At 68.9% G+C, this 17,143-nt stretch carries 17 protein-coding genes; 5 read left to right on the plus strand and 12 right to left on the minus strand.

Annotated features, from left to right (window positions below; all coding sequences use genetic code 11):
* Positions 1-35: 35 nt before the first annotated feature.
* Together ACEWX3_RS22090 and ACEWX3_RS22095 are read right to left on the minus strand one after the other, a co-directional pair.
* Entirely contained in the window at positions 36-1,259 is a 1,224-nt protein-coding gene (locus ACEWX3_RS22090) for a fatty acid desaturase (protein ID WP_221349164.1), read from the minus strand.
* 9 nt (positions 1,260-1,268) lie between these two features.
* Positions 1,269-2,396, minus strand: coding sequence for a ferredoxin reductase (locus ACEWX3_RS22095; protein ID WP_207067838.1), 1,128 nt, complete (start codon positions 2,394-2,396; stop codon positions 1,269-1,271).
* A 213-nt stretch (positions 2,397-2,609) separates the two neighbouring features.
* On the opposite strand from ACEWX3_RS22095, the gene ACEWX3_RS22100 reads away from it, so the two are divergent.
* Positions 2,610-3,671: a diguanylate cyclase gene (locus ACEWX3_RS22100; RefSeq protein WP_221349166.1), complete on the plus strand. Its 1,062-nt coding sequence runs from the start codon at positions 2,610-2,612 to the stop codon at positions 3,669-3,671.
* A gap of 32 nt (positions 3,672-3,703) precedes the next feature.
* On the opposite strand, the gene ACEWX3_RS22105 is transcribed toward ACEWX3_RS22100, so the two are convergent.
* Positions 3,704-3,997 (minus strand): DUF3017 domain-containing protein, encoded by a 294-nt coding sequence (locus ACEWX3_RS22105; protein WP_207067839.1) that lies wholly within the window; start codon positions 3,995-3,997, stop codon positions 3,704-3,706.
* On the minus strand, positions 3,994-4,851 hold the full coding sequence (locus tag ACEWX3_RS22110) for a bifunctional methylenetetrahydrofolate dehydrogenase/methenyltetrahydrofolate cyclohydrolase (protein WP_207067840.1): 858 nt from the start codon (positions 4,849-4,851) through the stop codon (positions 3,994-3,996). Before ACEWX3_RS22110 ends, ACEWX3_RS22105 begins: the two co-directional genes overlap by 4 nt.
* 39 nt (positions 4,852-4,890) lie before the next feature.
* On the opposite strand from ACEWX3_RS22110, the gene ACEWX3_RS22115 reads away from it, so the two are divergent.
* Entirely contained in the window at positions 4,891-6,099 is a 1,209-nt protein-coding gene (locus tag ACEWX3_RS22115; protein ID WP_374157702.1) for an NADH:flavin oxidoreductase, read from the plus strand.
* On the opposite strand, the gene ACEWX3_RS22120 is transcribed toward ACEWX3_RS22115, so the two are convergent.
* The gene (locus ACEWX3_RS22120) at positions 6,083-6,646 is read right to left on the minus strand and encodes a TetR/AcrR family transcriptional regulator (protein ID WP_221349168.1); all 564 of its coding nucleotides are present in this window, start codon (positions 6,644-6,646) and stop codon (positions 6,083-6,085) included. The two genes, ACEWX3_RS22115 and ACEWX3_RS22120, sit on opposite strands and share 17 nt — an antisense overlap.
* A gap of 151 nt (positions 6,647-6,797) precedes the next feature.
* Here ACEWX3_RS22120 and ACEWX3_RS22125 point away from each other — a divergent pair, with 151 nt between their 5' ends.
* The 3 genes from ACEWX3_RS22125 to ACEWX3_RS22135 all read left to right on the plus strand — a co-directional run bounded on the left by ACEWX3_RS22125 (position 6,798) and on the right by ACEWX3_RS22135 (position 10,651).
* The gene (locus ACEWX3_RS22125; RefSeq protein ID WP_374157703.1) at positions 6,798-6,947 is read left to right on the plus strand and encodes a hypothetical protein; all 150 of its coding nucleotides are present in this window, start codon (positions 6,798-6,800) and stop codon (positions 6,945-6,947) included.
* A gap of 185 nt (positions 6,948-7,132) precedes the next feature.
* Positions 7,133-9,847 (plus strand): FHA domain-containing protein, encoded by a 2,715-nt coding sequence (locus ACEWX3_RS22130; RefSeq protein WP_374157704.1) that lies wholly within the window; start codon positions 7,133-7,135, stop codon positions 9,845-9,847.
* 192 nt (positions 9,848-10,039) lie between these two features.
* Entirely contained in the window at positions 10,040-10,651 is a 612-nt protein-coding gene (locus tag ACEWX3_RS22135) for a TetR-like C-terminal domain-containing protein (protein ID WP_374157705.1), read from the plus strand.
* Here the strand turns inward: ACEWX3_RS22135 and ACEWX3_RS22140 are convergent.
* From ACEWX3_RS22140 to ACEWX3_RS22170, 7 genes are all read right to left on the minus strand, one after another.
* A complete protein-coding gene (locus ACEWX3_RS22140) occupies positions 10,648-11,868 on the minus strand; it encodes a globin domain-containing protein (RefSeq protein WP_221349176.1) in 1,221 nt (406 codons plus the stop codon). The two genes, ACEWX3_RS22135 and ACEWX3_RS22140, sit on opposite strands and share 4 nt — an antisense overlap.
* Entirely contained in the window at positions 11,865-12,341 is a 477-nt protein-coding gene (locus tag ACEWX3_RS22145; protein WP_374157706.1) for an Rrf2 family transcriptional regulator, read from the minus strand. The genes ACEWX3_RS22140 and ACEWX3_RS22145 overlap by 4 nt, the downstream gene beginning before the upstream one ends.
* A gap of 95 nt (positions 12,342-12,436) precedes the next feature.
* Positions 12,437-12,991 (minus strand): pentapeptide repeat-containing protein, encoded by a 555-nt coding sequence (locus ACEWX3_RS22150; protein WP_374157707.1) that lies wholly within the window; start codon positions 12,989-12,991, stop codon positions 12,437-12,439.
* Between the two features lie 4 nt (positions 12,992-12,995).
* The gene (locus ACEWX3_RS22155) at positions 12,996-13,571 is read right to left on the minus strand and encodes an ATP/GTP-binding protein (RefSeq protein WP_207067638.1); all 576 of its coding nucleotides are present in this window, start codon (positions 13,569-13,571) and stop codon (positions 12,996-12,998) included.
* Entirely contained in the window at positions 13,552-13,923 is a 372-nt protein-coding gene (locus tag ACEWX3_RS22160; RefSeq protein WP_221349182.1) for a DUF742 domain-containing protein, read from the minus strand. Before ACEWX3_RS22160 ends, ACEWX3_RS22155 begins: the two co-directional genes overlap by 20 nt.
* A 7-nt stretch (positions 13,924-13,930) precedes the next feature.
* Positions 13,931-14,344 (minus strand): roadblock/LC7 domain-containing protein, encoded by a 414-nt coding sequence (locus ACEWX3_RS22165; protein WP_221349184.1) that lies wholly within the window; start codon positions 14,342-14,344, stop codon positions 13,931-13,933.
* Positions 14,341-16,998 (minus strand): ATP-binding protein, encoded by a 2,658-nt coding sequence (locus tag ACEWX3_RS22170; protein WP_374157708.1) that lies wholly within the window; start codon positions 16,996-16,998, stop codon positions 14,341-14,343. Before ACEWX3_RS22170 ends, ACEWX3_RS22165 begins: the two co-directional genes overlap by 4 nt.
* Positions 16,999-17,143: the final 145 nt, after the last annotated feature.

Here is a 17,143-nt window from a genome sequence, read left to right on the forward strand (position 1 = left end):
GGCAGAGCACGTTCGGCGCAGCACAGGCAGGATTGTCAGGCTGCGGACGTCATCCGCTGCCGGATCGCCGTGCGCAGACCGCGACGCCGTCCCGACGTGTCCCCGTTGGTCTTGGCCAGCGGCACCGCCGCCTCGAAGCGGCGCTCGGAGTTCGTCTCGGGCGCGTTGTCGGGCGTGGCCCGCAGGAACCTATCGGGCAGCGCGAGTTTGAGGATCGTCCAGAACGACTGCCAGTACTGACGGGCCAATGGTCCGGTGGTGTAGGGCAGATCGTACTTCTCACACAGCTCACGTATCCGCACGCTCATCTCCGCGTACCGGTTGCTGGGCAGGTCGGGGAACAGGTGGTGCTCGATCTGGTAGCAGAGGTTGCCGCTCATGAACGCCATCACGGGTCCGGCGTTGAAGTTGGCCGACCCCAGCATCTGCCGCAGATACCACTCCCCGCGCGTCTCGTTCTCGAACTCCTCGACGGTGAACTTCTCGGCCCCGTCGGGGAAGTGCCCGCAGAAGATGACCATGTAGGCCCAGTAGTTGCGGATCAGGTTGGCGACCACATTGCACTTGAGGGTGCTCTTCCAGTTCGTCCCCGCCAACGCCGGATACACCAGGTAGTCCTTGCCGGCCTGCCTGCCCATCTTCTTGCCCATGACCCGCAGATCCTTCATCGCCTGGGCCCAGGTCTTCTCTTTGTTGCGGATCTTCTCGGTCTCGATGTGGTGCAGCGCCACGCCCCACTCGAACAGCGTGCCCAGCAGCAGGTTGTACACCGGGTTGCCGATCATCCACGGCTCCCACGGCTCGTCACGCGTCACCCGCATGATCCCGTAGCCGACGTCGCTGTCGAGTCCGACGACGTTGGTGTACTTGTGATGGACGAAATTGTGGGAGTGCTTCCACTGCGCCGACGGGCAGGCGGTGTCCCATTCCCACTCGGTGGAGTGGATCTCGGGATCGTTCATCCAGTCCCACTGACCGTGAATGACGTTGTGGCCCAGCTCCATGTTCTCGATGATCTTGGCGCTGGCCAGCATCGCCGTTCCCGCGATGCGGGCCAGGCGACTGCTGCTGGCGAACAACGCGATACGCCCGCCCGCGGCCAGCGCCCGCTGCAACTGGATGGTGCGCCGGATGTAGCGAGCGTCGCGCTCGCCGCGGGACTCCTCGACCTCCGCGCGAATCGCGTCGAGTTCGGCCGCCAGCGCTTCGATGTCCTCGTCGGTCAGGTGGGCGTACGCCTTGATGTCGGTGATGGCCATGGTTGCCTCTCAGATGTTGATGGTGCAGTCGCCGGATGCGGTGGAGATACAGGTCTGGATACGATCGCCGGCGCCGTGCTCGTCACCGGAGCGGATGTCGCGGACGTGCCCGCCGTCCAGCGGCAGCACGCAGGTCTGGCAGATTCCCATCCGGCAGCCGAACGGCATCTGGATGCCGACCTGCTCACCGGCTTCGAGCAGGGTCGTCGCCCCGTCGACCTCGACCTGCTTGTCGGAGATGGCGAACGTGACGGTGCCGCCCTCGCCGCCCTTGTCGGTGGCGGCGATGGTGAACCGCTCCATGTGCAGCTCGCTGTCGAGACCGTGCTCCTTCCAGAGGTTTTCGACGTCATCGAGCATTGCCGCGGGACCGCAGGCCCACGCCGAACGTTCCCGCCAGTCGGGCACCACCGTGTCGAACTGCGCAAAGTCGACATGGCCATCGCTGTCGGTCAGCTGCAGATGCAGCCGGTATCCGTCCTGCTTGCTCTCCAGTTCGCGCAGCTCGTCGTGGAAGATCACCGCGTCAGCCGACGGCGCCGAGTGCACGTGGACGATGTCGGGGTGCTGTTCGCGCGCCCGCAGCGAGCGCAGCATGCCCATGATCGGGGTGATCCCGCTGCCGGCGCTGATGAACAACAGTGCCGGCGGGGGCGGATCGGGCAGCGCGAAGTCCCCTTTCGGCGCCGCCAACCGGATGACGGTGCCCGGTTCGACACCGTTGACCAGGTGGGTCGACAGAAACCCCTCGGGGGTGGCCTTGACCGTGATCGAGATCTGCTCACCGTCCTGTTCGGGCACCGAGGTCAACGAATACGACCGCCAGTGCCACCGGCCGTTGACCCGCAGTCCGATGCCGACGTATTGGCCGGGTCGGTAGTCCCCGGCGAAACCCCATCCCGGGCGGATGAACACCGTGGCGGTGTCTTCGGTCTCCCGCCGCACCGCAATGATCTCGCCGCGCAGTTCGCGCGCCGACCACAGCGGGTTCAGCAAAGACAGGTAGTCGTCGGGCAGCAACGGAGTGGTCGCCCGGGCCGCCAATCCCCGCACGATGTTGACCCAGGGTCCCGACGCCGTTTCGACGTCCCGCGCGGGAGCCTTGCTCCACCGGGCCAACGCTTTGATCGCCGACATCAGGCCTCCCGTCTCTCGGTGCTGTGACAGCTGTCACAACGCTGACGGCGGACGAGTAACCTTACTGAGCAGTAACCAAACATCGCCTGCGGCGGGGCCCGCCACATTCATGCGGGCCGCCAGGCCCCGCCGAACATGACGACAGCCGTGCCGATTTGTATAGTCTTGTCGACAGGATTCGCCGATCTTGATTCCCGAGCGGGGCGCCCCTGAATGGCACGGACCCAACGACGGTGGAGCGATCCGGACCGGTTCGACTGGACCAGCCAGTTTCTGGCGGAGCGGGGACTGCGCCGGTCGGCGCAATGGATGATGGCGGTCCTGTCCGTCTCGACGGCGCTGATCACCGCGACTTCGCTCTTCGCACTGAGTCTGCCCTCGGCGCCCAAGTACATTCTCGTCTCACTCTTCGCCTGCTTCGCGGCGTCGATGGCGGCGTTCTGGTTGATCCGCTGGCCCACCCGCCGGCAGTCCGCGCTGGCCATGGTTGCGGGCATCCTGTTGATATCGGGGTGGAGCTTCATCCAACCCACCCCTGCACTGGCCGTTCTCGGCGCAACCGCCACCACGGTCACCGGCGGGTATGTCGCGTTCTTCCACAACCTCAGGCTCGTGCTGTTCAACTTCGGTGTGGCAACGGGGACAGCGACGGTGGCGTGCGCGAAACTCGGTGCCGAAACCAATCTGGCCACCGCGCTTGCCGCATTCTGGCTCATCCTGTTCCTGAACGCCGCGCTGCCGGCGGCCATCGCTGGAGCATCCCGAGCCCTCGGCACCTACGCGATGCGATCGGACGTGGACCCGCTCACCGGGTTGTTGAACCGGCGGGGTTTCACGGACATCCTCCTCCGCCGCCTGAAGGGCGGCACCCCCGCCGACGGGGAACTCGTCGTCGCGATGGTCGATCTGGACGCCTTCAAATATCTCAATGACTCCAAAGGGCACCCGGCTGGCGACCGTGCCCTGCGCGCCGTCGGTGACGTGCTGCGGCGCAATGGTCCGCCCGGCGCGACGGTGTGCCGGGCCGGCGGGGAGGAGTTCCTCGTCGCCGCGATCGGGTCGGCGGAAACGATCGAAAACGACGTGCATCGTCTGTGCGAACACATCGCTGAGCTACCCCACCACGTGACGGCGAGCGTCGGAATCAGCACCGCCGCGCTCGCACAGCTGCCAGGTGACGACAGTTCTCCGCAGATCGACCAGCTCATCGCAACCGCGGACTCGGCGATGTATGTCGCAAAGCGCAACGGGGGCAACCGGGTACACCGTGCATGAGAGCCGGCCCGTCCGCAACCGACGAGGGCGCCTCAGCTGGTACCGAGAGGATCGATGGTCCAGGCGATGTACAGCATCGCCGCGCTGACCGACGCGGTGGTCACCACGTCGACCGTGCGGCTGCGCACCGCGAGCAACCCCACACGATCCTCGGACAGCATCAGCCGCAAGCCGGCGGCCACTCCGACACCGACCGCCATCACGGCGGCACCGCGACGCCAGTAACCGAAGGCGACCAACCCGAACGCGGCCACCAGGAACAGGCCGACCAGCAAGATCGGCCACTGCCCGGCGAACACCTTGCGGGCGACATCCTTCAGCGTCACGAGGCTGCGGCGGCCTCGGCGCGCTCGACGACGTTGGTCAGCAGGAACGCCCGGGTCAGCGGACCCACCCCGCCGGGATTCGGGGAGACGTGGCCGGCGACGTCCCAAACCCCGGGATGCACGTCGCCGACGAGCTTGCCGGCGTCGTCGCGACTGACCCCGACATCGACGACGGCCGCGCCCGGACGCACCATCTCCGCGGTCACCATGTGCGGCACCCCGGCCGCGGCGACGATGATGTCGGCCTCCCGGGTGATCTGTGGCAGATGCCGGGTGGCGGTGTGGCACAGCGTCACGGTCGCGTTCTCCGAGCGCCTGGTCAGCAGCAGCCCCAGCGGCCGGCCCACCGTGACACCGCGCCCGATGACCACGACGTGCGCGCCGGCGATCTCGACCTGGTAGCGGCGCAGCAGATGCACGATGCCGCGCGGCGTGCACGGCAACGGTGCCGGCTCGTTGAGCACGAGCCGGCCCAGGTTCGTCGGGTGCAGCCCGTCGGCGTCCTTGCCGGGGTCGACCCGCTCGAGCGCAGCGTTCTCGTTCAGGTGCTTGGGCAGCGGCAACTGCACGATGTAGCCGGTGCAGTCAGGGTTCGCGTTGAGCTCGTCGAGGACCTCCTCGAGCGCCGACTGGCTGATGTCGGCGGGCAGGTCGCGACGGATCGAGTTGATGCCCACCTTGGCGCAGTCGGAGTGCTTTCCCCGCACGTAGGCCTGCGAACCGGGGTCGTCACCGACCAGCACCGTGCCCAGCCCCGGCGTGCGACCGGAGTCGGTGAGCTTCTTCACCCGCTCGGTGAGATCGACGAAAATCTCGTCGCGCGTGGCCTTGCCGTCCAAAGTGATTGCACCCACGGCTGCCATTCTGACAGCAGCCGTGGCAGGCTCTGCGACATGACAGCCCCCAACGATGTGTTCACTGCTGCCAAGCTGGGCCCGATCACCCTGCGCAACCGTGTCATCAAAGCGGCGACCTTCGAGGCGTCGACCCCGAATGCACTGGTCACCGATGATCTGATCACCTACCATCGGCTGCCTGCCGCCGGTGGGGTCGGCATGACGACCGTGGCGTACCTGGCGGTGTCCCCGGGCGGCCGCACCGAGGGCAACCAGATCTACTGGCGTCCGGAGGCGATCCCCGGGCTGCGTCGCCTCACCGACGCCATCCACGCCGAGGGTGCGGCGATCAGCGCTCAGATCGGTCACGCCGGTCCGGTGGCCAACGCGCGGTCGAACAAGGCCACCGCGCTGGCGCCGGTGCGGTTCTTCAACCCGCTGTCGATGCGGTTCGCCCGCCACGCCACCCGAGCCGACATCGACGACGTCATGGCGGCCCATGCCGCGGCGGCACGCTATGCCATCGACGCCGGCTTCGACGCTGTCGAGGTCCATCTCGGGCACAACTACTTCGCGAGTTCGTTCCTGTCGCCGCTGATCAACCGGCGCACCGACGAGTTCGGCGGGTCGTTGGCCAATCGGGCCAAGGTCGCCCGCAGAACAGTGTTGGCGGTGCGCCGGGCAGTGGAGAAGGCCGGCACACCGATCGCGGTGACGGCGAAGTTGAACATGGCCGACGGGGTGCGGGGTGGCATCTCGACCGAGGAAGCGCTGCAGACCGCGAAGTGGCTCGAGGAGGACGGAGGATTGGACGCGATCGAGTTGACGGCCGGCAGCTCTCTGGTCAACCCGATGTACCTGTTCCGCGGCGATGTGCCGATCAAGGAGTTCGCCGGCGCCTTCAAGCCGCCGCTGCGCTGGGGCATCCGGATGACGGGCACCAAGTTCCTGCGGGAGTACCCCTACCGAGAGGCCTACCTGCTGCGTGATGCCAAGCAGTTCCGCGCCGAGCTGTCGATGCCGCTGATCCTGCTGGGCGGCATCACCAACCGCCAGACGATGGACCTGGCCATGGCCGAGGGGTTCGACTTCGTCGCGATGGGGCGCGCGCTGCTGGCCGAACCGGATCTGCTCAACCGGATCCAGGCCGACGGTGAGGCGGTGAAATCGTTGTGCACGCATTGCAATCAGTGCATGGCGACGATCTACAGCCACACGCACTGTGTGGTGACCGGTTCCCCGGACACCGTCACACCGGGGGTATGAGCGCCCGGGCGCAGTCGGCGACGATCGTGTCGGCGCTGACCGGAATGCTCTGACGAGCCCGGAGATGACGGCGCACGATGGCGCCGGGCACGTCGAGCACGGCCGCACTGACCCGTCCCTCCTCGTCGGGCAGGTCGTTCATCGCCTTACGGAGCTTGCGCTGCAAGCGCTTCCGCCGACCGGCGATCGTGTCCGGCCAGTCCCCCAGACCGAGCTCGTGCGGGCCGGCCAGCAGCACCTGCGCTTCGGTCGAGTTCTCGCGGCACCATTGCACGATCCGCAACGCCCCGGCGACGCAGCGCTGCTGCGCGTCGTTGTCCTCCGACAGCGCGTCGATCAGCGCCTCCTGGAACCGCTCCTCGGTGCGCACCCACAGCTCGCCGCACAGGGCGGCGCGAGTGGGAAAGCGGTGGTACACCGAGCCGCTCGGCGCTCCCGCGGCGCGGGCGACCGCAGACATCGTGACGGCCGAAGGCCCTTCGGCGGCCAGCAGCTCCGCGGCCACATCGAGAAGGAGGTCTACGGAGTATCGGGCGGGCCGCGGCATTGCACCACCCTAAAGTAGAGGTACATCTCTAATATGACGGCAGCCGCCCGCGCCCACCGCCATCGCCGTCGCCGAGCCCGTCTGTCGCGCCCTTTCCGACGGTGATGCCGTCGCGTTATCCGCCGCGCTCTCAGCAGGTTTCCATGCGACAGTGAGCGTCGCGATGCCGCACGGCGTCGGCGGCGAGCACCACGGGCGTGTCGCGACGATCGCCGAGGTGCGGGGGCGCACCGATGCGGCGTACGACCCGGCCGTGGCTTTCCTCGAGATCGGCGCCGGCGACACGTCGCCCTCATGGTGACGTACCGAGGCGCCGCACGCGACGCCACACCCGCGTCGACGCGGCGTTCGCACACGTCATCGCCGTACGAAACGGACGGATAACGGCGCTGCAACAGATCACAGACACCGTCAGGTGGAGCATCCGCGCCTGGAAGCGCCGGTTAGAGTTGTCGCGATGTCTAATGTCGCCGCCGGAGCGGCTCCGTGAGCCGACCCGCATCCCCTGCGCTGACCGTGCGGCACGACGGTTCCACACGGACCTTTGCGGCCGGAAGCGACGTCGTGGTCGGTCGGGACCTGCGCGCCGACGTCCGCATCGCCCACCCGTTGATCTCGCGTGCCCATCTGGTGCTGCGATTCGAGCAGGGCCGATGGCTCGCCGTCGACAACGGTTCGCTGAACGGCATCTTCGTCAACGGACGACGGGTGCCGACCGTCGAGATCGTCGACGGTCAGCAGATCCACCTCGGCAATCCTGACGGTCCGCTGCTGACCTTCGACGTCGGCCGCCACCAAGGATCGGCCGGCCGGCCGCCCTCCACGACGTCGATCCGGGTGCCGGGCCGTCCGAGCGGTTCGCCGGTCCCGCCGCAGCCGGGCTATCCCAGCGGCGCCCGGCCGTACCAGAGCGCACCGGGCACCTACCCGCCGAGCGCGCCACCCCCGCGACCCGCCCCCCAAGCTCCGCCGTCCGTGGCTTATTCACCGGCCCCGGCGTCAGGCTCGTATTCGACGACTCCGCCGTCGGTGCCCCATTCGACTACTCCGCCGTCGGTGCCCCATTCGACTACTCCGCCCTCGGTGTCTTATTCGACGGCTCCGCCCTCGGTCGCCCAACCGGGTGCACCCCAGCCCATCTCGTCCTCGGAGATGGAGTCGGCCACGATGATGGGCCCCGCCGCCGCACCCCGGTCCGCGGACGGCAACATCGCGACCAGCATGCTGCGGATCCTGCGGCCGGGCCGGCCCGCAGAGACACCGCCCGGGTCGACGAAGATCGGCCGTGCGGGTGACAACGACATCGTCATCCCCGATGTGCTGGCCTCGCGGCACCACGCCACGCTGGTGCCTACCGCGGCCGGAACCGAGATCCGCGACAACCGCAGCATCAACGGCACATTCGTCAACGGCGCCCGTGTGGACACCGCGCTGCTCAACGACGGCGACACCGTCACGATCGGCAACGTCGACCTGGTGTTCCACGGCGGCGCCCTGGCCCGCCGCACCGAGACCGCCGCCGACACCGCCACCGGCGGTCTGGACGTGCGCGGACTGACGTGGACCATCGAGGGCGACAAGACGCTGCTCGACAACATCTCCATCACCGCCCGTCCCGGCACGCTGACCGCGGTGATCGGCCCCTCCGGCGCCGGCAAGTCCACGTTTGCCCGGCAGGTCGCGGGCTACACCCATCCGACGTCCGGCACCGTCACCTTCGAAGGCCACGACATCCATGCCGAGTACGCGTCGCTGCGCTCCCGGATCGGGATGGTCCCCCAGGACGACGTGGTCCACGGTGAGCTGACCGTCAATCAGGCGCTGATGTATGCCGCCGAGTTACGCCTGCCGCCGGACACCACCAAGGACGACCGCGCCCAGGTCGTGGCGCAGGTCCTCGAAGAACTCGAGATGACCAAGCATGCCGACACCCGCGTCGACAAGCTCTCCGGCGGGCAGCGCAAACGCGCCTCGGTCGCACTCGAACTCCTGACCGGCCCGTCGCTGCTGATCCTCGACGAACCGACCTCCGGTCTCGACCCCGCCCTGGACCGCCAGGTGATGACGATGCTGCGCCAGCTGGCCGACGCCGGCCGCGTCGTGCTCGTCGTCACCCACTCGCTGACCTATCTGGACGTCTGCGACCAGGTGCTGCTGCTGGCCCCGGGCGGCATGACCGCGTTCTACGGTCCGCCCAGCCAGATCGGTCCGTCGATGGGTACCACCAACTGGGCCGACATCTTCTCCAGCGTCGCCGGCGACCCGACCGGCGCCCACGAGCGCTACCTGGCCCAACACGGCCCTCCCCCACCTCAGCCAGCTGCGCTGGCACCGTCGGAACTGGGGAACCCGACTCGCACCAGCGTGCGCCGGCAGTTGTCGACGATCGCGCGCCGGCAGGTGCGCCTGGTGGTGTCTGACCGCGGCTACTTCGCGTTCCTGATGGCGCTTCCGTTCATCATGGGCGTGCTGTCGCTGTCGGTGCCCGGCGACGTCGGCTTCGGCGTCCCGGTGACCGCCATCCAAGGCGGCCCGGCACCCAACGAACCGGGACAGATCCTGGTCATGCTCAACGTCGGCGCCATCTTCATGGGCACCGCCCTGACCATCCGCGCACTGATCGGCGAACGTGCGATCTTCCGCCGTGAACAGGCCGTCGGTTTGTCCACCACCGCCTACCTGCTGGCCAAGGTGTTCGTGTTCACCGTGTTCGCGGTCGTCCAGTCGGCGATCGTCACCTCCATCGCGATCCTGGGCAAGGGGTGGGGACCCGGCGCGGTGGACAGCGGCGCGGTCATCGGCAACCGCAGCCTCGAGTTGTTCGTCGACATCGCATCCACCACGGTGGCCTCGGCGATGGTCGGTCTGGCGCTGTCGGCGCTGGCCAAATCCGCCGAACAGATCATGCCCCTGCTGGTCGTCGCGGTCATGAGCCAGCTGGTGTTCTCCGGCGGCATGATCCCGGTGACGGACCGCATCGTGTTGGATCAGCTGTCCTGGGCGACGCCGGCGCGCTGGGGCTTCGCGGCGTCGGCGTCGACCATCGACCTGATCCGGCTGGTGCCCGGGCCGTTGACCCCGCAGGACAGGCACTGGGAGCACACCTCGGGCGCCTGGTTGTTCGACATGGCGATGCTGGCCGCGATCAGCGTCTTCTATCTGGGCTTCGTGCGCTGGCGAATCAGGCTCAAGGCCGCCTGACGACGAAGCGGGCGAGGGACGAGCCCGTGAGGAGTCGGGCAATCCTGCACAGCCTGACGACGAAGCGGGCGAGGGACGAGCCCGTGAGGAGTCGGGCAATCCTGCACAGCCTGACGACGACGCGGGCGAGGGCCATTCCGCACAGCCTGATCTAGCCGCGGCACGCCATGTTGTCCTAGATTTGGGCAGAACATGTCATTTTCCGTACTCTCAGCCCGGGTACGGCACAACCGGGGGGACGATCAGGTGTCACACGGGTCGACACGCGAGGCGGCGCTGGACGCAGCGCTGGACGAGTTGCAGCAGTGGGGCGTGGACCGCTTCAGCATCGAAGGCGCCGCCAATCGCGCTCAGCTCACCCCGGATTTCTTCCGGCAGACGTGGGGAACCGAACGGCAGCTGATCGTCGATGCCTTGCTCAACTACACCCGGGAGATCACCGAGATGCCCGACACGGGTTCTCTGCACGGGGATCTGTCCGCGCTCACCCACTGCATCGCCCGGTATCTCAACGACCCGGTCGGCCGCCGGATCGCGCGGATGATGGTCGTCGACAGCAAGTCCTACGAGGTCGACGTCGAGACCCGGGCACAGTTCTGGGCCACGCGCCAGCAGGCCGTCAACGAGATCCTGCGCCGGGCGGAGGCGCGCGGCGAACTGCGCGAGGACGTCCGCCCCACCGTGGTCATGCAGTTGGTGAGCTCACCGCTGCACACCCTCGCCCTGTACAGCGACCGGCCGGCGACGCATGACTACTGCCAGGCGGTCGCCGACCTGGTCGCGCGCGCGGTGACCCGCGCCTAGCCCAGCAGCCAGTCGTTGGGCGAGAACAGCTCGCAGTGCACCCGCGACGCGGGCACCCCGCGTTGCGTCAACTGCGCGCGCACCGCCTGCACGAAGCCGTTGTTGCCACAGAGATAGATCTGCGCGTCCTCGGCGAGCGGCACGGCGTCGAGATTCAGCAGCCCGGCGTGTGCATCCGGGGCGTCTGCGCCGACCCCGTCCTCGTACCAGACCTCGAGGGTGGCGTTGGGCAACCGGTCGGTCAGTTCCCGCTGCCGCCCGCGCAGCGGGTGGCTCTGCGCGCTGCGGTCAGCGTGCAGCACGTGCACGCGCACCTCGGGAGCCTCCACGGCCAGGTAGTCCAGCACACCGATCATCGGGGTGGCGCCGATGCCGGCCGAGATCAGCACCAGCGGCTCGGCGCCGGTGGGCACGGGCAGGTCACCGAACGGCACCGTGACGTCGAGGATGTCGCCGACGCGCAGGTTCGCCGCGATCCAGCTGGACACCTCCCCGGCGGGCTGCCCGCCGGTCGCGACGACGGGCTTGACCGCGAACGTGAGTTCCCCGGACCCGGCAGAGTTCACCACGCTGTACTGCCGCAACTGCCGGGCACCGTCGGGCATCGTCACGCCCACCGACACGTACTGCCCGGGCGCGAGGCCGCACATCTGACCGTCGGTGCGCACCGTGACCAGAACGGTGCCGGACGGGTCGTCGACGCGCGACACCACCCGGGCGCGGCGGTAGACGTCGCCCTCCCCGACCCCGGCCGCGCGGTAGAGCCCGCGCTCGAGCTCGATCAGCGTGTCGGCCATGATCCAGTACACCCGGTCCCAGGCCTCGGCCACCTCAGCCGTGACGGTGTCCGCGCCCAGCACCTCCACGATGGCGGCGAACAGATGCTCGTGCACGATCGGGTACTGGTCGGCGGTGACGCCGAGCGAGGCGTGCTTGTGTCCGATGCGCGACAGCAACTCCGCGGGGTGTGGCAGCGCCGGATCGATCAGGTGGGTCGCGAAGGTGGCGATCGACGCCGCGAGCGCCCTCTGCTGGGCCCCCTGGGCCTGGTTACCCCGGTTGAACAGGTTGCGCAGCAGCTCGGGGTGCGCGGCGAACATCCGGCGATAGAACTCGCGGGTGATCTCGTCGATGTGTGCGCCGACCAGCGGCAGCGTCGCCGAGATCAGCTCCGCGTGGGCGGGGTCGAGCTCGGCGGCGACGATGGTCTCGGTCATGGGTGATCGGTCCTTTCGGTTTTCGGATGGTGCGGTCTGGGCACAGCGGGCACGGCGAGCACAGGAAGGCTTGCGCCTCGGGCCAAGTCGTTGACGGTGTGGTGGTCGAGCTCGCGGTAGAACGCCTCCTTGGCGTCGGCCAGCGCCCGCCGCAGCCGGCACGCCGGTACCAGCGGGCAGGGGGCGGCGCCACCGCACTCGACGACCTCCCGGTCACCTTCGAGACGGCGAACGAGCCACCCGATCGAGGCGTTTCGGCCCTCGTCGGTCAGTGTCAGACCTCCGAGCCGGCCGCGCCGGGCCGATACCAGTCCCAGGTCGGAAAGCCGGGCCACCGCCTTGGCGATGTGGTTCTCCGAGGCATTCGCGCCGGCGGCGATGGATCCGGTCGTGACCCGCCGACCGTCGGCTTCGCCCGCGGCCAGCAACATCACGGCCCGAAGGCCGAGATCGGTGAACCGGGTGAGCTGCATGCCTTGCACGCTATAAATTGCGCATCGCAAATGCGACTTTTACGGGTGTGCCGTCAAACACCTCGTGACGTGCGGTTTTTTGACCTGCGCGGTCTTCAGCCGCCGTGAATGTCGAGACCGTGGGCGGCGGCGAACCGCACCGCCTGCTCGACGTCGACCTTGGCGCCACGCAGCCCGGCCGTCGTCCAGAGCGACGCATCGCTGCGGGCGCCGCGCAGGTCGGCACCGTCCATCCGAGCACCCTGCACACGCGCCCCGGTCAGGTCGCATCGGGCCAGCACCGCGCGCCTCAAGTCGGTGCCGACCAGACTGGCCTCGCGAAACCGGCAGTCCGACAGATCGAGTTCACGCAGGTCGGCCCCGCCGAGCACGGCCAGGGTGAAGTCCACCTCGACCAGCGTCAACGGCCGCATCCGGCACTCGACGAACGTCGAGCCGAGGAAGCTGCAGTGCCGGAACGTGCTGTGCCACAGCGACGTGCGGCGAAACGTACAGTTGCGGAACGCCGAGCCCTCATGCTCGGACTCCGCCATGTCCACGCCCGAGAAGTCGCATTCGGTGAACACCACCCGCTCGGTGCGCAACCGGCTCAGGTCTTCGTCGCGGAAGTCCTCGCCGGTGAACTCCCGGTCGGTTTCGACGTCGCGCACCGGTTCAGCCGGCCGCGGCGGGCAGCCTGCTGAGCGCGTATTCGGTGACCGCGATCAACGCGGCCTTGGCCGACTCGCGGCTGCGGGCATCGACCCGCAGGATCGGCACCTGCTCGGACAGCGCCAGCGCCTCGCGCACCGCAGACAGCCGATGGCGTGGCGCACCGTCGAATTCGTTGACGGCGACCAGGAACGGCAGTCGGCGCGCCTCGAAGAAATCCACCGCCGCGAAACTGTCGGCCAGCCGGCGGGTGTCGACGAGGATGATCGCGCCGATCGCCCCGCGGACCAGGTCGTCCCACATGAACCAGAAGCGGCGCTGCCCCGGGGTGCCGAACAGGTACAGCACCAGATCGTCGCCCAGGCTGATCCGGCCGAAGTCCATCGCCACCGTGGTGGTCGACTTCGACGGTGTGGCCTCCAGCCCGTCCACGCCCTCCGAGGCGTTGGTCAACAGGGCCTCGGTGCGCAGCGGAACGATCTCCGACACCGCACCCACGAACGTCGTCTTGCCGGCGCCGAACCCGCCGGAGATGACGATCTTCGTCGACGCCTGTCCGCTAGAGCGCCCTGAGGCCACGCAACGTCCTTCCGATCAGTTCTCGCCGGGCATCGACCGTGTCGGTCGCGCCGAGGGTGGCGTGCACCTGCACGTAACCCTGCACTACCAGGTCCCCCACCAGCACCCGCGCCACGCCGAGCGGCAGTGAGAGATGCGCCGCGATCTCGGCTACCGAAGGCCGCCCGGTGCACAGCGCCAGGATCTGGCACCGCACGTCGGTGGACGGCCAGCGGGGCGGCGGCACCGCCGCGACCATGCCGACCGCGGCCTCGAGGGCCAACTGGACCTGCGCGTCGGTTCGTCCGGCCGTCAGCGTGTACGGCCGGACCAGGCTGGGCTCACCGGTACCGCGGTCACCATCGCCAGCCATGGATCGCTCACGAGTGCTGCGGGGTCCGGCGCGGCGGCGAGACGACAGCACCGACGCGCTCGACGAGCATCGCCATCTCGTAGCCGATCTGCCCGATGTCGCTGTGCCGGGTCGCCAACGCGGCCAGGTTGGACCCGTCGCCGACACGCATCAGCAGCAGATATCCGTTCTCCATCTCCACCACCGACTGCAGGACATAACCGCCGTCGAACAACTGCGCTGCCCCGGTGGACAGGCTCGCCAACCCGGACGTCACCGCGGCGAGCTGGTCGGCGCGCTCCCCCGGCATGTGCTCGCTGGCCGCGATCAGCAGACCGTCGGCCGACACCAGCACGGCGTGGGACACCCCGGACACGTCCCGAGCGAATCTGGACACCAGCCAATCCAGCGAATCCCGCTCGTTCTGCGGATGCGGGGTCATTCGGCGTGGGCTCCTCCGGTCTCCTGCACTTTCGCCCTGGCGGCGTGGACGCCACCGAAGTGACGGCCGATGCTGGTGCGCACGGCGTCGGGATCACGCAGATGCCTGCCGTGCGCGCCGTTCCCAGCGCTGTTGCCGGTGTCGTTGCCATTGCGGTCGTGGCTGCGGTCGTGACTGACCGGCGATGCTACCGGGTGACCGCCGTGATGGTGGCTGTCCTGGCCGGCCGCCCCCGGAACCAGGCGCGCACCGGGCTGGCGCACCGGCAGACCGTCCACGGTGTGGGCGCTCACGGGGGTCTTCTCGGCGGCTGCGGCCGCCGACCAGCCGTGGTCCCAGACCGACTTCCAGTTCAGGTCGGGATTCTGCGACAACTCGTGCGGATCGACCAGCCATTCCGACAGCATCTTCTGGTAGATCGCATCATCGTCCTCGGCGGTCCCAGTCACCTCGACCTCCCGGGTCACCGGGGCGTCCTCGACCTCCCGGGTCACCGGGGACTCCTGGACGGGCCGAATGTCGCCGTTGGCTGCCGGCGGCGAGACGTCCTCGGTCACCGGCGGCGACCAGATGCGTTCGGGTCTGGGGGCGAAGAAGGCGGCGACGTCGGAACGCTGCGGCGGGACCGGCTGTCCGGCCGGTCCGGAGACACCACCCCTACGACTGGAACCCGGTCTGCGCCGGGGCAGCTCGGCCGGTGCGGTCGCGGGGTCGGGTGTCACCTTCCTCGGCGCCGGCGCAGGGGCCGCCACGGCAGGGAGCGCGGCAGGTTCCGCCGCCGGTGCCGCGGTCACCGCCGGCTGCCGACGGGCCCTGGTGGCCAGCAACGTCGCCGGCACGTACACCCCGGCCGTGGTGCCCGCCCCGGGCTCGCGGGTGGCGGTGGTGCTGCGCAGCCGAACCACCAGACCGTGCTGCATGGCCAACCTGCCGACCACGAACAGTCCCATGTGGCGGGCGGTGTAGGGATTGACCTCACCGCCGGACTCCAGCCGGGTGTTGGCGACCCGCAGATCGGACTCGGTCATGCCCAGACCGGTGTCGCTGACCTCGACGACCAGACCGCCGTTACCGGTGTGCACCGCCGACACCCGCACCGGGTTCGCCGGTGGAGAGTAACGCAGCGCGTTGTCGAGCAGCTCGGCCAACAGATGCACCAGGTCACCGGCGACGGCGCCGGAGACCTCGGTGTCGGGCAGGTCGGCCGGTTCCACCCGGGTGTAGTCCTCGACCTCGGAAGCAGCCGCATTCACGACGGCCGTCAGCGCCACCGGTTCGGCCTGCTCGCGCGGAATCCGCGCACCCGCGAGAACCATCAGGTTGGCGCCGTTGCGCCGCATCCGCGCCGCCAGGTGATCGAGCCGGAACAGACTCTGCAGCCGGTCGGGGTCCTCCTCGTCGCGCTCCAGTTGGTCGATCAGCGACAGCTGCTGGTCCACCAGTGTGCGGTTGCGCCGCGACAGCGTCTCGAACATGTCGGTGACCTGCAGCTGCAGTCGGGCCTGCTCACCCGCCAGCAGCACCGCCTGCTCATGTAGTTCATCGACGGCGTGCGCGACCTGACCCACCTCTTCGGAGGTGTGCACGGGGACCGGCTGGACGGGGAAGGTCTTGCCGTCGGTGCGCACGTGTTCGACCTCGCGCGCCAAGTCCTCGTGGGCGACCTTGAGCGCGCTGTCGCGCAGCGTGCGCAGTGGCCGCACCAGCGTGCGGGCCACCAGCGTGACGAGCAACAGCGCCACCACGATCGCCGCGCCGACGAGTGCGGCGTCCCGGATCGCCGCCGTCCGAGCATCGGCCGCCTGCCTGTTCACGGTGGCCGGGATCGAGTGGGTGGTCTGGGCGATCAGCCCGTCGGCGATGTCGCGGGTGACCTGCTGGGAAGCCAGCAGGTCAGGGTTTCCGACCAGCACGGACGCAGGGTCGGACAGCATCGACATCCGCCGCACCATCTCCGAGCGCAGCGAGGCGGCTTGATCGGTCGCGCCACCGAAGTAGCCGCCCATGGCCGACACCGTGGACGGCTCCGTGCCCGCGATGGTGATCATCGCCGAACGCAGCTCCGGCTCGGGCAGCCCGCCACCGCTGGTGACCAGCATCTGCTGCATTGCCATCTGCCCGCGCGCGCCGACCGCCCGCGCCAGCGCGTCCCCTTCTGCCTGCACGGTCTGGTCATCGGTATCCACCAGCCCGGTGATCGCCGTCTCGGCGGTGAGCAACAACGGCGCGTAGGTCGTCACCCGGCCGCGCAGGTCGATCGTGTTGGCCGAGATCCCGTCCAGCAGATCCTGGCCGTAATCGAGCAGTGTGTTGGCGGCCAGCCGGGTGCTGTCCGGCAGATCGGTGTCGGTGACGCGCCGCTCCAACTCCGAGCGCGCCGAGCCGTACACCGTCAACGCCGACCCGGTGTCACCGCCCTGCGTGGCGGTGACCATCGCCTGCTCGAGAGCGCCCATGTAGTCCGCGATCGCCGGAACCATCTCGGCGCGTTCTGCGGCCCGTTGCAGCTCGCCTGCCTCGGTGACGCTGGAGTGGATCCGCAGCCCACCGAACACGCCGGCGAGGATCAGCGGGACCGCCGCGATGGCGAGCACCTTCCACCGCACCGGCCAGTTGGACAGAGCCACCCGCGACGGGCGGTCGGCGGACTTCATCGGCGGCGCACGCTGTCGACGGCGTGCGCGCAGATCACAGTTCGGTCGTCGTTCATCCGGCTTCCTGCTGATGTCGCCCTGGGGATGCCGGCCTACCTGGCCTGGCAATTGGACGAGTATGCCAGCCGAGCCCCGCGGATTCCAC

Source organism: Mycobacterium sp. G7A2, assembly GCF_041902445.1.
In the GTDB taxonomy this organism is placed as follows: Bacteria; Actinomycetota; Actinomycetes; order Mycobacteriales; family Mycobacteriaceae; genus Mycobacterium.

Bases quoted from the DNA above. Each gene is read 5' to 3' on its own strand.
- ACEWX3_RS22100 (WP_221349166.1), top strand. From the start codon at position 2,610: ATGGCACGGACCCAACGACGGTGGAGCGATCCGGACCGGTTCGACTGG.
- ACEWX3_RS22115 (WP_374157702.1), top strand. From the start codon at position 4,891: ATGACAGCCCCCAACGATGTGTTCACTGCTGCCAAGCTGGGCCCGATC.
- ACEWX3_RS22140 (WP_221349176.1), bottom strand. From the start codon at position 11,868: ATGACCGAGACCATCGTCGCCGCCGAGCTCGACCCCGCCCACGCGGAG.
- ACEWX3_RS22135 (WP_374157705.1), top strand. From the start codon at position 10,040: ATGTCATTTTCCGTACTCTCAGCCCGGGTACGGCACAACCGGGGGGAC.
- ACEWX3_RS22095 (WP_207067838.1), bottom strand. From the start codon at position 2,396: ATGTCGGCGATCAAAGCGTTGGCCCGGTGGAGCAAGGCTCCCGCGCGG.
- ACEWX3_RS22160 (WP_221349182.1), bottom strand. From the start codon at position 13,923: ATGGCTGGCGATGGTGACCGCGGTACCGGTGAGCCCAGCCTGGTCCGG.
- ACEWX3_RS22170 (WP_374157708.1), bottom strand. From the start codon at position 16,998: ATGAAGTCCGCCGACCGCCCGTCGCGGGTGGCTCTGTCCAACTGGCCG.
- ACEWX3_RS22145 (WP_374157706.1), bottom strand. From the start codon at position 12,341: ATGCAGCTCACCCGGTTCACCGATCTCGGCCTTCGGGCCGTGATGTTG.
- ACEWX3_RS22120 (WP_221349168.1), bottom strand. From the start codon at position 6,646: ATGCCGCGGCCCGCCCGATACTCCGTAGACCTCCTTCTCGATGTGGCC.
- ACEWX3_RS22090 (WP_221349164.1), bottom strand. From the start codon at position 1,259: ATGGCCATCACCGACATCAAGGCGTACGCCCACCTGACCGACGAGGAC.
- ACEWX3_RS22165 (WP_221349184.1), bottom strand. From the start codon at position 14,344: ATGACCCCGCATCCGCAGAACGAGCGGGATTCGCTGGATTGGCTGGTG.